Source organism: Bizionia sediminis, from assembly GCF_042684585.1.
GTDB classification, from domain to species: domain Bacteria; phylum Bacteroidota; class Bacteroidia; order Flavobacteriales; family Flavobacteriaceae; genus Algorimicrobium; species Algorimicrobium sediminis.
On record NZ_JBHULS010000002.1, the window covers coordinates 272,394 to 287,007 of the forward strand.

Genomic DNA, 14,614 nt, shown 5'->3' on the forward strand with positions numbered 1-14,614 from the left:
TTCGTATTTTTACTGTAATCAATTAGTGTTCTAACCAGGATTTATAATAATCTTCGTCGGCTATTTTCATAGCTTCTTCAGTTATTTGCAATGGTTTAAAGGTGTCTACCATTACGGCCAATTCTTCTGTTTCTGTTTTTCCAATACTACGCTCTGCGGCACCCGGGTGTGGTCCGTGAGGAATACCTGCTGGATGTAATGAAATATGTCCTTGATCTATATCGTTTCTACTCATAAAATCGCCATCTACATAATAAAGCACCTCATCGCTATCTATATTGCTATGGTTGTAGGGCGCAGGAACTGCCTCTGGATGGTAATCATATAAACGCGGTACAAAACTACAAATAACAAAAGCGGCTGTTTCAAAAGTTTGGTGTACTGGTGGCGGCTGGTGTATGCGACCTGTTATGGGCTCAAAATCGTGAATAGAAAACGCATAAGGATAGTTAAACCCGTCATAACCTACCACATCAAACGGGTGTGAGGCATACAACATATCGAAAATATCGTCTTGTTTTTTTACTTTAATTAGGAAGTCGCCAGATTCGTTATAGGTTTCTAACTCCTGTGGTTGCCTAATATCGCGTTCGCAAAACGGTGCATGCTCCAACAGTTGGCCAAACCAGTTCCGATACCGTTTGGGCGTGTAAATTGGATGTTTGGACTCTACAATAAACAATCTGTTATCTTCCGTATCGAAATCTATTTTGTAAATAATACCGCGTGGAATAACTAAATAATCGCCATATTTAAAATCCAAATTACCCAGCATGGTGCGTAATTTACCGGTACCTTTATGCACAAAAATAACCTCATCGGAATCGGTATTTTTATAAAAATAATCTTCGGTCGATTTTTTTGGTGCAGCTAAAACAATACTGCAATCGCTGTTTACTAATACGGTTTTACGACTGTCTAGAAAATCGTTTTCTGGTGGCACTTGAAAACCTCTAAAACGGTAGGATTTAATACTGTTCTCTTTGGCAATTTTTGGTGCAACACTGTATTGTTTCAAAATTTCTTTAACCTGTGTTGGGCGCTGTTCGTGGTATGAATTTGTAGACATGCCATCGAAACCGATAGTGCCAAAAAGTTGTTCGTAATAAAGACTGCCATCGGCCTTCCGAAACTGGATGTGGCGCTTTGGCGGGATTTTTCCTAATTTATGATAAAAAGGCATAATACTATATGTTTTGGTAGGTGTTTGTCTTGTAATAAAAGCATGTTACATGCGGTACATAACTTTTTTAAAAGCTTTTAAATATACTAAAATAAAAATGATTTTTGCGCACCTAATAATTTTTGCGCAACCTGAAAAATATGCGTATTACTCTGGATTTCTTTTAATAAGAAATTGAAGATGGGCTAATAATGCTGTCCAAAGGTTTTTCATGTATGTACAAATATCTGAAAAAAAAAGGACTTTTTTTAAAAATTTTTGGCTGGTTTAAAACCAAAAACCGAGGTTAAAAAACCAAACACCTCTTTTTACTTCGGGAGACCAGCTGTATTTTGCTTCAATAGGACCAATAAAGGTTTTTACGGAATAGCCCAAAGCGTACCCAGTGTAGCTGGGTGCCGTTAGCCATTCGCCTGTGTCGAAAATATTGGTATCTACATTGGCCATATTAATGTCGGCCACCAGATGGTGGTTTTTAAACAATTGGTAATCCATGCTTAAATGGGCCTTTACAAAACTATCGCCGGGAATAGAGAGGTAGTCGTAACCAAAAAATGGAATAAAATTATTTATTAAATTATAACCATAGCCACCCAACACAAAGTCCAGATAAGGCGACGAGTCTTCGCCTATTTTAAAACCACCTTGCACCGTTAAATTTGAAGAAAAATCTCCCCAGCTTTTGGTGTAGCCCATTTTGGCTTTAACGATAGAAAATTCGGAAAAACTATTGTTAAAATCGGATGAATAGGCATACAAATGAAAATCGCCATCAAACAAGAAGCCTTCGTTTGGAAAATATTTATTATCGTACGTATCCAGTTTTAGGCGTGCAAAAAAGCTTACATAATCGCTATTGTCAAAAACGGTTTCATCGTTATTTACTTCGGAAAAAATTGTTTCCGACACTACTTTAAAACGTTTGTGTTCTGCCCCTAAAGCCAAGGCAAAATCGTTACCTAAAACGGTTTGTATAAAAAACCTATTGGTAAAGTCCGATACCTCTACATCCAACTTATTTAGGTTTGTGGCACTTAAAGCTTCTTGAGATAGCAAGGAAGCTGCTGGAACATTCTTTTTAAATTGGTTGTAGCGCGAACTTAAACCCACACTCCAATAAAATCCTTTGTCAATGAAATAGTCGAAATGATACCGAATATTATCGCCCAAAACAAAATCTAATGAAGACACATCGTTTTTAAACAACAGCTGTTTGCGCGTTAGGTTTAACAGCACCCCAGTTTTATACAAATCGTCGTAGTGCAAACCCATTTTAAAAAATGTTCGGGTTTTGGTTTCAATAACTACCACGTCCAAATTATAGGCCGTATTGTTTTGTGTTGGTTGTAATTGATACATTACACTATCGAAATTGTTGGTTGCTGCCAAATTATTAACACCTAATACAAAGGCACTATATTTTATGGTTTCTCCTGGTTTTATTTTAAGTTTTCCAATAATATAGGAGCGCGTGTATTTATCATTTCCCGAAATAGTGATGTTATTAATTCGAATACTATCTATTGGTGCAATGGGTTTAAATACCTTTGGCTTTATAATCTGACTATTTGCAATTTCCTCCAGTTGTGCTTGTTTTTTAAGAGCCGCTAACACGCCATTTTCGACAATTTTTTTTCCTTCGCTAAAGGATACCACCGTGTAACCTGTAATATCGGGTTTTATATAAATGTCGGTATTTTTAGCCTTCAATTTCATATCGTTAATGGTGCGATAGTTATTAATTTGAAGAATAATATCTGGGGCTGACTGCAGTTCTTCGCGCGTTGCCAAATCGCTTTGCACATCTACACCTATAATAACATCCATGCCTTTGGCTTTTAGCTCGTCTATGGGGTAATTGTTTACGACGCCGCCATCAATTAATATTTGATTGTTAATAACCACCGGCTGAAATAAGGAAGGGAAAGCACCACTTGCCACAATAGCTTGCGCCAAATTACCTTTATCCAGCACTACTGCCTGGCCGGTTTCTACATCGGTAGCAATACAAAAAAACGGTATGGGTAACTGACTAAAATCGTTTATATCGCTTACGTGCAAGGTAAGTTTAGACAGTAAACTTAACGTGTTTTGCCCTCTGGATAGTGCCGAAGGCAATTTAAATTTAAATTTATCGAAGGGAAGCGTTAAGGCATAGCGCTCTGAATTTTCACGCTCGTAAAATGTTTTAGCAGCTCGCGGTAAGTTGTCGTTTATAATTTTATCGAAATCGACATCTTTTAAAATAGAATCTATTTCTTTTCCCGAATACCCCGAAGCATATAAAGAGCCAACAATGGCACCCATACTAGTTCCTGCCACATAATCCACGCGAATCCCCAAACTGTCTATAACTTTTAGCACACCAATATGTGCCAAACCTTTGGCACCACCTCCACTTAACACCAGTCCCACCTTAATATCCTCCCGAGAATCGGGAATTTGGGCATATCCAATGCCTCCCATAATTAAAGTTAATAGTAATACAAGCTGTTTCATAAACTGTGGTAATGGGTATAAACTTTACTAGCGCGCGACACGCCAACAACAGCTTCTAGCTCTTGTCTTGAGGCTTGAGAAATCCGTTTAACCGATTTAAAATGTTTTAGCAAATCTACAATTGTTTTTTCGCCAATTCCCGGAATACTTTCCAATTCGGTATTTAAAGCTGTTTTACTGCGTCTGTTTCGGTGGTGTTCAATACCAAAGCGGTGCGCTTCGTTTCGTAAATGCTGAATTATTTTTAAGGTTTCACTTTTTTTATCTAAATACAACGGGATTGGGTCGTCTGGATAAAACAATTCTTCCAAGCGTTTAGCAATACCAATAATAGCAATTTTACCGCGTAAATTCAAGGCTTCCAAGCTTTTTAAGGAGGAGGACAATTGGCCTTTACCACCATCTATTATAATAAGTTGCGGTAAGGGTTTATTTTCGTCTAATAAACGTTTGTAGCGCCGGTAAACAACTTCCTCCATAGAAGCAAAATCGTCTGGCCCTTCAACGGTTTTTATATTAAAATGGCGGTAATCTTTTTTACTTGGTTTGCCATTTTTAAAAACCACACAAGCGGCTACAGGATGCGTTCCTTGAATGTTCGAGTTATCGAAACACTCAATATGCCGGGGTTCTTCAGATAGTCGTAAATCGGTTTTCATTTGTGCCATTATACGATTAACATGCCTATCTGGATCGGTAATTTTCACCTGTTTAAAGCGCTCCATTCTGTAATATTTGGCATTGCGTAAGGAGAGTTCCAAAATGAGTTTTTTGTCGCCTAACTGCGGAATAGTTACTTTTAACTGCCCGCCCAAATTAACAGAAAATGGGACATAAACCTCTTTAGAATTGGAATTAAAACGCTGCCGAATTTCGGTAATAGCCAATTCTAGTAACTCTTTATCTGTTTCCTGAAGTTTCTTTTTAATTTCTAGGGTATGCGAACGGATAATTGACCCATAAGATAGCTGTAAGAAATTAATATACGCATACTCGGCATCGCTAATTATAGAAAATACATCTACGTTACTAATTTTTGGGTTAACAATAGTAGATTTGGCCTGATAGTTTTCAAGCACTTCAATTTTTTCTTTAATGCGTAGGGCTTCTTCAAACTGCATATTTTCTGCAAATGTTTTCATCTGACTTTTAAACTGCACCAAAGAAGTTTTAAAGTTTCCTTTTAAAATTTCTTTAATAGACGCAATATTTTCCAGATAGTTAGCCTCTGTTTGGCGGCCTTCGCAAGGTCCTTTGCAGTTACCTAAATGGTATTCCAAACACACCTTATACTTATCGGCGTTTATTTTTTCTGGTGCCAAATCGTAGCTACAGGTGCGTAACAAAAACAATCCCCGAATTAAATCCAATAAAGTAGCAACCGTTTTCATACTGGTATAAGGACCAAAATATTCAGATCCGTCCCTAATAACGCGCCGCGTAGAAAACACACGCGGAAAGCGTTCGTTTTTTATACAAATCCACGGATAGGTTTTATCGTCTTTTAAAAGGACATTGTAACGCGGGCGGTATTTTTTAATTAGGTTATTTTCCAGCAGCAAGGCATCGGTTTCTGTATTTACAACAATGTGCTTAATTTTAGCTATTTTTTTTACCAATACACGTGTTTTACCACTATCGTGATTTTTGGTAAAATAGGAACTAACGCGTTTTTTTAAATTCTTTGCCTTTCCAACGTATAAAATTTTACCTTCGCTGTCGTAATATTGATACACGCCCGGTTGGTCTGGTAATGTTTTTAGTTGTATTTCTAAATCAGCTGTGGCCATAGCATCAAAGGTACTTATTTCTTGAGGTCTTCAAATAGTTTCCAACTAAAAATACATATTATTTTTCTTTAAAAATACGTTATTAGTTTAAAAATAAGTCTTTAAAAGCTGTTGCAATTTGTAACCTAAAATATGTTAAAAGAAAAAGCTATTTACTACATTGCATTAATTTCACACTCGGTAAAACCATGACAAAACAACTAATTGGGCGCACGGATAAAATAGACTTCCCAAAACTTGATTTATTTAATGTAGATGCCAAAATAGATAGTGGTGCTTATACCTCGGCTATTCATTGCTCTAAAATAATTGAAACGGAAAACACCTTGCGATGCACCTTTTACAGTAAAGGGCACCCTAATTTTAACGGTAAAGAAGTCGTGTTTACAGACTACAGCCTTACTAATGTAAAAAGCAGTAATGGTTTTAAAGAAAACAGATTTAAAATAAAATCCGAAGTGGTAGTCTTTGGAAAAACATATAAAATAAACTTAACTTTAAGCACACGAGACGACATGCGATTTCCCGTATTATTAGGCCGTCAATTTTTGGCGAAAAAATTTTTAATAGATGTGGATTTACAAAATGTATCTTATAACAAAAAACAATCATGAACATCGTTATCCTTTCCAGGAACCCACATTTATATTCCACACAACGCTTGGTTGAGGAAGCCCAAAAGCGCCATCATAAGGTTGAAATTATTGACCCATTGAAATGCGATATTATTATTGAAAAAGAAAAACCAACCATTTACTACAAAGATCGGTATTTGGATTATGTAGATGCCATAATACCCAGAATTGGAGCGTCTATAACATTTTACGGCTGTGCTGTGGTTAGACAGTTTGAAATGATGGGAGCCTTCTCCATTGTTTCGTCGGGTTCTATTTTGCGCTCGCGCGATAAATTAAAAAGCTTACAATTATTAAGCAAAGCAGGAATTGGCATGCCTAAAACGGTTTTTACCAATTACTCGCGAGACGCCAAAGAGGTGTTGGCTCACGTTGGTGGTGCGCCTGTAATTATAAAATTATTAGAGGGCACCCAAGGCCTAGGTGTGGTTTTAGCAGAAACTAAAAACGCAGCCGAATCTGTTTTAGAAGCTTTTAACGGTTTAGAAGCCCGTGTAATTGTACAAGAATTTATTAAAGAAGCCGACGGGGCAGACCTCCGGGCGCTGGTAGTGGACGGCCAAGTAGTAGGAGCCATGAAACGCCAAGGAAAAGAAGGCGAGTTTAGATCTAATTTACACCGCGGTGGCTCTGCTAATATTATAAAATTAAGCGCAGACGAAATCCGTTTGGCTACCAATTCGGCCAGGGCATTAAGATTACCCGTTTGTGGTGTGGACATGTTGCAATCTTCCAGAGGCCCCTTATTGTTGGAAATAAATTCCACTCCCGGATTGGAAGGTATAGAAGCCGCTACAGGTAAAAATATAGCGAAAGCCATTATATCTTTTATTGAACGGAACAAAAAATAAAACCACAAACCAAACCTGCTAACGGCGTATGTTGCACAAAACCATTACCATTTTAGGACAAAATATAGAGCCCGGTAAAAGCTATGAGCTTAATTTTGATGTTGCAAAATTGCATACGGCCACGTCCATAGATGTTCCCATTATTGTAGAACGTTCCAAAAAACCTGGTCCAACCGTTTTGTTAACAGCGGGAATTCATGGCGACGAATTGAATGGCATTGAAATTGTGCGTCAGCTAATAGCAAAAGGTATAAACAAACCTAAATGCGGAACTGTAATATGCATACCTATTATTAATATTTTTGGTTTTATAAATTTAAGTCGCGAATTTCCGGACGGTAGAGATTTAAATAGGGTATTTCCTGGTTTAAAGCAAGGCTCACTAGCTAGTCGTGTGGCCTATAAATTAACCAACGAAATTCTCAATCAAGCAGATTTTGTATTGGATTTTCATACAGGTGGTGCTGGCCGTTTTAATGCGCCACAAGTGCGCATTGCAAAAAATAGCAGTCGCTTGGATACCTTGGCCAAAACATTTGGGGCGCCCTTTGTGCTGTATTCTAAAAATTTAAAAAAATCGTTTCGGGAAACTGCTTATAAAGCGGGTATTGCTACTTTGTTGTTTGAAGGCGGAAAATCGCATCATATAGATACCAATGTTACCAATACCGGTGTAAATGGCGCCAAGCGCGTGCTGCATAGCCTAGGCATGCTCCAATCTAAATTTACAGTAAGCGCACCCAAGCAAAAATCTGTGTTTGTAATGGCTAGCAAATGGCAACGCGCTAGCTATTCGGGTATGTTTAAGGCTACAGTAAGCACCGGAACTCGCGTAAAAAAAGAAACCATATTAGGCCATATAACCGATCCATACGGCAAGTTTAATCATTTTGTTAGAGCCGAAAGTTCGGGGTATATTATAAATGTAAATGAATCGCCTTTAGTATACCAAGGCGATGCTTTATTTCATATTACCACACGGGTAAAAAACTGAACCTATTTTTTTAGAATGACTAAATCGGAATTACGACATATTTATAAAAAAAAACGTCAAGCTATTGATTGTGAAACCCTTGATACGCATAGCCTTAACATTGCCAATAATTTACTGACTTTACCTATTTGGCATTTTTCGTATTATCATATTTTCCTATCCATTACCGAACAAAAAGAAATTGATACCAACCCTATTTTAAGTATTCTATCGGGAAAGGATAAACATATTGTTGTTTCCAAAAGTAATTTTGAAAATAATAGTCTGACGCATTTTTTACTTACAGATGGCACCGTTATAAAAAAAAACCGCTACCATATTCCAGAACCTGTTTCTGGTATTCCTATAGCTAACAACCTACTGGACGTTGTATTTGTTCCTTTACTGGCTTTTGATGAAAGCGGGCATAGGGTAGGTTATGGCAAAGGGTTTTACGATGGTTTTTTAAAAAACTGCCGGCCAGAGACTCTTAAAATTGGCCTTTCTTTTTTTCAGGCTGAAAAACACATAACCGATGTTTTTGAAACCGATGTCCCTTTGGATTACTGTGTAACGCCAAATAAAATTTATACGTTTTAATTATACGTACGCTTGTAAGTTGTTTTTGCTGTTAATAATTGGGGCGCAGTGGTATTGTTAATTTTAAATTTTGTTTCCAATGTTTTTCTGCCTTCAAGCTGCTGTATAAATACAACAAAGTGCAAATGAGGTCCTGTGGACCAGCCTACGTTTCCACTTAATGCAATTAAATCGCCTTTTTTAACAAGGTCTCCTACTTGTACTTGAGCCCCTTTTCGTTTAATATGGGTGTACTCCGCAAAGGTGCCATCGTTGTGGTAAATAATTATTTTATTGTTATACTTTTCGCAAGAAGGCGACGGGCAGCTTTTGGAGTTCGTATCTTCTATTTGGTATACCAAACCACCACGCGCAGCCAAAATAGGTGTACCTACAGGCATGGTAAAATCCAATGCATTTTCGTTGTGATGAGAAATTGTACCGTTGTAACCTTGCGACAATAAGTACGCTTCACCTTCCTTAAAGGGCAAATAGTATGGATAATTAACATCGTAGTCAGTTAAATAGTGATTACCATATTGAAATTGTGTAGATGCACTTACCGTGTATTTTCCTTTTTTTTCACGTGTTAAGGTGGTAAGTTTAATATTTTTGGTTGCCGCAGGAAGTATAAAAATTTTATTATTTCCTTCGGAAGAACTTAAATTTTTTAACTTAAAATTGACGCGCATAGAAACCGGAACAGCCTCATTATTATCTGCATAAAATTCGAAACCATTGTCTATATTTTCAAAACGCGATGAAACATCTAATTGCGCAACCATTTGAAAAGATATACAAAACAGGAGAACACCAAGTTGTTTTTGATAAACTGTCATAAGCAATTATTTTAGAGGTAATTGGGCTTTTTTATTCGTTTTATTTAATGGCCAAAGGCAGTTTTATTAAAAACAATAAGCAATATAAAACCAGTACTAATAGCCATATCGGCCACATTAAAAACCGGCTCAAAAAAGGTAAAATAGGTACCACCCCAAATAGGCACCCATTCTGGCAAATAACCTTTCCAGAGTGGAAAATACAACATATCTACAACTTTTCCGTGCAGCAAACTATCGTAACCGCCAGTTTCCGGCAAAAAACTAGCAACTTGGCCATAACTATCACTAAAAATAACACCGTAAAAAACCGAATCGATAATATTCCCCAAAGCTCCTGCAAAAACAAGCGCTACGGCCCATATTAAAATTTTAGATTGTTGTTTTTTAGTTACAAGATACAACCAGTAGCCTATGCCAAAAAGGGCCACAATACGAAAAAGTGTGAGGGCTATTTTAGCGGTCCTATCGGTTATGGAAGTTAGTATATCGCTAATTTTTGTACCCCATGCCATGCCATCATTTTCAATGAAATAAATTTTAAACCAATTAAACACATGTATGTCCTCGCCAAGAGCAAAATGTGTTTTTATATATATTTTACTGGCCTGATCTATAACTAGAATAATCCCTATTAAAAAAATAGCTTGTTTTAACGACATGCGAAGTTTTAGTGCTTAAATTGAATAAAAATTGCTACAAATGTACGCTATTTTAGGGTTTTAGATACGGTTATATTACCGCCCACCGAATTAAGCTCGATGTTATTATTCCCGTTAGGAATGGTTTCTGAAGTTACAAGGCCTTTCTTGCTATGTGCCTTAACATTTCCTGCTGTGGTTTCCAACTGAATGTTACCATGCAACGTATCCACATGTAAGGATCCTGTAAATTGTTGTGCTACAAAATGGCCATTTAAAAGTTCGGCAGTTAGGTATTTATAAGAACCATTTGCACTAACCGATCCGATATCGCTAAACACAGTAACCACCAAATTTTCAGGAATTTCAAGGTGTAACTCGATTGAAATTTTTTTATTAGCTGCTAGTTTGTCGTCTGGTCTTACAAACAGCGGCTGGTAGGCCGTTCCTACAAAAAGTGTGTCGTTTTTTTGTTGGGTTTTTAAAACAATTTGTTCATTATGCTCGCCTTCCACCAATACATTTATGGCAACGGTTTGCACAGGTTGTGTTTGTAGTGTTATTTTAAAAATGGTGGTACCTGTAATATCAATGGTACTTATTTTGGAAGCATCAATTAGGCGCTGCATATTTTTTTGCCCGTAGCCGGAACTGCAAACCAAAATGGCCGTTATGAAGCTAATAAGATACCTTTTTTTTAAACAAAAAGCGCCCCAATTGGTATTGGAACGCTTTAAATACGTTAGCATATTATTAATTATTGTTGCATGTTTTTAGCTTCAATGCTTAAGGTGGCGTGTGGTACAAGTTTTAACCGCTCTTTAGCAATTAACTTACCTGTTACACGGCATACCCCGTAAGTTTTATTCTCGATACGAATAAGGGCATTTTTTAAGTCTCGAATAAATTTTTCTTGACGAATAGCTAATTGCGAGTTGGCTTCTTTGCTCATGGTTTCGCTGCCCTCTTCAAACGCTTTAAAGGTAGGCGAGGTATCGTCTGTTCCATTATTTAAGTCGTTCATATAAGCGCTTTTTATAAGCTCTAAATCGCGTTTTGCTTTTTCTATTTTCTCTTGAATAAGCGCTTTGAATTCAGCTAAATCTTTATCTGAATATCTAACATTTACATCGTCTCCCATAGTCTTAATTTTTTTTAATAGATAATCGGGTAGTAATGGCATCAAAAGCAATTTCAATACCATCTGCTACATGCTCTTTAAATTCTAATGTGTCGGTTAGTGTTTCAGTTTTAATGTACGCCAAATTTTTGGTAATGGCTTCCAAAATTGCATCGTGATTTTGAATAAAAACGCTTATTTTATCGGTTACTTCAAAACCAGAATCTTTACGTAAATTTTGAATGCGATTTACTAATTCTCGGGCAATACCTTCAAAACGCAATTCGTCTGTTATGGTAACATCTAACGCCACGGTTAATGCGCCTTCGTTTGCCACCAACCAACCAGGTATATCGGCTGATGTAATGTCCACGTCCGCACGGTCTAAAATAACGTTTTTTCCGTTAATGTCCACATCTATTTTACCATTTTGCTCAATTATTTTTATGTCTTGGGCCGTAAATGCTGTAATTGCATTTGCAACCAGCTTCATATCCTTACCAAAACGCGGTCCTAATGCTTTAAAATTAGGTTTTATTTGCTTCACCAAAACTTCCGAAGCATCTTCTAAAATCTCAATTTCTTTAATATTTACCTCGTGTTTAATAAGATCGGCTACGGCTAAAATTTCTTCTTTTTGTTGCGGGTTATCAACAGGAATCATAATTTTTTGCAAAGGCTGACGCACTTTTATTTTTTCCTTTGCCCGTAAAGACAATACCAAGGATGAAATGGTTTGTGCTGCTTCCATTTTTCGCTCCAGAGCCTTATCCACAAAGCGTGCATCAAATTCTGGAAAATGGGCTAGGTGCACACTTTCAAAGGTTTCCTTTTTAGTTACCGCATTTAAATCCATATACAGCCTATCCATAAAAAACGGTGCAATAGGTGCTGCTAACTTGGCTATAGTTATCATGCAGGTGTATAAAGTTTGGTATGCCGAAATTTTATCGGTTTGGTAATCGCCTTTCCAAAAACGTCTTCTACTTAAACGTACGTACCAGTTACTTACGTAATCCTGGGTAAAGTCTGAAATGGCACGCGCTGCTTTAGTTGGCTCGTATGCTTCGTAAAAAGCATCTACTTTTTGAATAAGCGTATGTAATTCAGAGAGAATCCAACGGTCCAGTTCTGGTCGGTTTTCTACAGGAATATCGCTTTCGGTGTAAGTAAAACTATCTAAATTAGTGTACAAACTAAAAAACGAATAGGTGTTGTAAAGTGTTCCGAAGAATTTACGTTTCACCTCTTCTATACCGTCTAAATCGAATTTTAAATTATCCCACGGATTGGCGTTTGCAATCATGTACCAACGTGTAGCATCTGCGCCATATGTTGCTAACGTTTCGAATGGATCCACTGCATTGCCTAAACGTTTAGACATTTTTTGTCCGTTTTTATCTAAAACGAGTCCGTTGGAAACCACATTTTTATAGGCCACATCGTTAAAAACCATGGTAGCAATTGCGTGAAGGGTATAAAACCAACCACGAGTTTGGTCCACACCTTCGGCAATAAAATCGGCTTTACGCCAAGTTTCATCTACTTTTTCTTTGTTCTCGAATGGGTAGTGCCATTGTGCGTAAGGCATAGAACCAGAATCGAACCACACATCAATTAAATCGGATTCGCGTTTCATGGCCTTTCCAGAAGGGGAAACGAGGGTAATTTGATCGACAATATTTTTATGTAAGTCTATTTTCGCATAATTTTCATCCGAATTATTTCCGACTTCAAAATCTTCAAAAATATCTTTAGACAGGACACCTGCCTTAACTGCTTTAGCCATTTCTGCCTTTAATTCTTCCACAGAACCGATACAGATTTCTTCTGTGCCATCTTCGGTGCGCCAAATTGGCAATGGAATTCCCCAATAGCGAGAACGGGATAAATTCCAATCGTTGGCATTGGCTAACCAATTGCCAAAACGCCCAGTTCCTGTAGATTTAGGTTTCCAGTTTATGGTTTCGTTTAATTGGAACATTCTATCCTTTACTTCGGTAATTTTAATAAACCAAGAATCCAACGGATAGTAAAGAATAGGTTTATCTGTACGCCAGCAATTTGGATAACTGTGTTTGTATTTTTCAACCTTAAAGGCTTTGTTTTCTTCTTTTAATTTAATGGCCAGTTCCACATCAATAGAGCGTTCTGGTGCTTCGCCCTCGGGGTAGTATTCATTTTTAACATATTTACCGGCAAATTCGCCCATTTCTGGACGGAATTTTCCTTGCAAATTTACCAACGGAACTAAATTGCCGTTTTCATCTTTAACCAGCATAGGCGGCACTTCTGGTGTAGCTTGTTTGGCCACCAAGGCATCGTCTGCACCAAAGGTTGGCGCCGTGTGTACAATTCCGGTACCATCTTCGGTGGTTACGAAATCGCCAGAGATAATACGAAAGGCATTTTCGGGATTATCGTTTGGAAGCGCATAGGGCAACAATTGCTCGTAGGTAATGCCTACCAAATCGGTTCCTTTACATTCTTTAACTACACGGTAAGGAATTTTTTTATCGCCAGGTTTATAGTCTAACAACTCTGATTTTGTTTCAACCTGTTTAAACTTTCCATCAAATTGTTTGTTTAACAATGGTTTTGCTAACACCACATTTATAGGCTCAAACGTGTACTGGTTGTACGTTGTAACTAAAACATAATCAATTTTTGGACCAACGGTAAGCGCCGTATTACTTGGCAATGTCCACGGTGTGGTGGTCCACGCTAGAAAGTAAATAGGGCCGTCATCCTTTAAGAAATCTGGCAGCGTATGTTTATGTGCTTTAAACTGCGCTACAACAGTAGTATCTGTTACATCTTGGTAGGTACCTGGTTGGTTTAGCTCGTGCGAGCTTAAGCCTGTTCCTGCTTTTGGCGAATACGGCTGAATGGTGTAGCCTTTATAAATAAGATTTTTAGTATAAATTTCTTTTAAGAGCCACCAAACGGATTCCATGTATTTAGGATTGTAGGTAACATACGGATTATCCATATCTACCCAATAGCCCATTTTTTCGGTTAGGTCGTTCCAAACGTCTGTATAGCGCATTACGGCTTTACGGCAAGCGGCGTTGTAATCTTCCACCGAAATGGTTTTACCAATATCTTCTTTGGTAATACCTAGTTCTTTTTCAACTCCCAACTCTATTGGCAATCCGTGCGTATCCCATCCTGCTTTGCGTTTTACTTGAAAACCTTTCATGGTTTTGTAGCGCGGAAAAATATCTTTTATGGCACGCGCTAAAACGTGGTGTACGCCTGGTAATCCGTTAGCGGATGGCGGTCCTTCAAAAAACACAAAAGGCTTACCACCTTCTCTGGATGTTATACTTTTTTCAAATACCTTATTTTGGTTCCAATAATCAAGAATATTACTAGCAACTTGAGGCAAGTCAAGTGCTTTGTATTCAGGGAATTTACTGCTCATAATTTCGTTCATTCGTTTCGACCCGCGAAATTAATGATTTTTAGATAAATACCTGATGCATTTGCTACTAAATAGGT

12 protein-coding genes are annotated in these 14,614 nt (G+C 37.5%); 4 read left to right on the forward strand and 8 right to left on the reverse strand.

What is annotated here, in order from left to right; genetic code table 11:
- Window positions 1-22: 22 nt before the first annotated feature.
- From ACFSQP_RS05670 to uvrC, 3 genes are all read right to left on the reverse strand, one after another.
- The gene (locus ACFSQP_RS05670) at window positions 23-1,183 is read right to left on the reverse strand and encodes a homogentisate 1,2-dioxygenase (RefSeq protein WP_376892442.1); all 1,161 of its coding nucleotides are present in this window, start codon (window positions 1,181-1,183) and stop codon (window positions 23-25) included.
- Between the two features lie 267 nt (window positions 1,184-1,450).
- Window positions 1,451-3,682 carry a patatin-like phospholipase family protein gene (locus ACFSQP_RS05675; protein ID WP_376892443.1) on the reverse strand — a complete coding sequence of 744 codons (2,232 nt, stop codon included), beginning with the start codon at window positions 3,680-3,682 and terminating at the stop codon, window positions 1,451-1,453.
- Window positions 3,679-5,472, reverse strand: a complete 1,794-nt coding sequence (gene uvrC, locus ACFSQP_RS05680) for an excinuclease ABC subunit UvrC (protein ID WP_376892444.1) — start codon at window positions 5,470-5,472, stop codon at window positions 3,679-3,681. The genes ACFSQP_RS05675 and uvrC overlap by 4 nt, the downstream gene beginning before the upstream one ends.
- A 188-nt stretch (window positions 5,473-5,660) precedes the next feature.
- Between uvrC and ACFSQP_RS05685 the strand changes: the two genes are divergently transcribed.
- From ACFSQP_RS05685 to ACFSQP_RS05700, 4 genes are read left to right on the forward strand one after another with little or no spacing between them, the layout of a single operon-like run.
- Window positions 5,661-6,086, forward strand: a complete 426-nt coding sequence (locus tag ACFSQP_RS05685; RefSeq protein WP_376892445.1) for an ATP-dependent zinc protease family protein — start codon at window positions 5,661-5,663, stop codon at window positions 6,084-6,086.
- On the forward strand, window positions 6,083-6,958 hold the full coding sequence (rimK, locus tag ACFSQP_RS05690) for a 30S ribosomal protein S6--L-glutamate ligase (protein ID WP_376892446.1): 876 nt from the start codon (window positions 6,083-6,085) through the stop codon (window positions 6,956-6,958). The genes ACFSQP_RS05685 and rimK overlap by 4 nt, the downstream gene beginning before the upstream one ends.
- Window positions 6,959-6,986: 28 nt before the next feature.
- Window positions 6,987-7,952, forward strand: a complete 966-nt coding sequence (locus ACFSQP_RS05695) for a succinylglutamate desuccinylase/aspartoacylase family protein (RefSeq protein WP_376892447.1) — start codon at window positions 6,987-6,989, stop codon at window positions 7,950-7,952.
- Window positions 7,953-7,967: 15 nt separating this feature from the next.
- Window positions 7,968-8,531 carry a 5-formyltetrahydrofolate cyclo-ligase gene (locus ACFSQP_RS05700; RefSeq protein ID WP_376892448.1) on the forward strand — a complete coding sequence of 188 codons (564 nt, stop codon included), beginning with the start codon at window positions 7,968-7,970 and terminating at the stop codon, window positions 8,529-8,531.
- On the opposite strand, the gene ACFSQP_RS05705 is transcribed toward ACFSQP_RS05700, so the two are convergent.
- From ACFSQP_RS05705 to ileS, 5 genes are all read right to left on the reverse strand, one after another.
- A complete protein-coding gene (locus tag ACFSQP_RS05705; protein ID WP_376892449.1) occupies window positions 8,528-9,349 on the reverse strand; it encodes a M23 family metallopeptidase in 822 nt (273 codons plus the stop codon). The two genes, ACFSQP_RS05700 and ACFSQP_RS05705, sit on opposite strands and share 4 nt — an antisense overlap.
- 44 nt (window positions 9,350-9,393) lie before the next feature.
- Window positions 9,394-10,011 (reverse strand): lipoprotein signal peptidase, encoded by a 618-nt coding sequence (locus ACFSQP_RS05710; protein WP_376892450.1) that lies wholly within the window; start codon window positions 10,009-10,011, stop codon window positions 9,394-9,396.
- A gap of 47 nt (window positions 10,012-10,058) precedes the next feature.
- Window positions 10,059-10,619 (reverse strand): hypothetical protein, encoded by a 561-nt coding sequence (locus ACFSQP_RS05715; protein ID WP_376892451.1) that lies wholly within the window; start codon window positions 10,617-10,619, stop codon window positions 10,059-10,061.
- 128 nt (window positions 10,620-10,747) lie between these two features.
- A complete protein-coding gene (locus ACFSQP_RS05720; RefSeq protein ID WP_376892452.1) occupies window positions 10,748-11,131 on the reverse strand; it encodes a TraR/DksA family transcriptional regulator in 384 nt (127 codons plus the stop codon).
- Window positions 11,132-11,135: 4 nt separating this feature from the next.
- Complete coding sequence (gene ileS, locus ACFSQP_RS05725; protein ID WP_376892453.1) at window positions 11,136-14,537, reverse strand: isoleucine--tRNA ligase; 3,402 nt, start codon at window positions 14,535-14,537, stop codon at window positions 11,136-11,138.
- Between the last annotated feature and the right edge of the window lie 77 nt (window positions 14,538-14,614).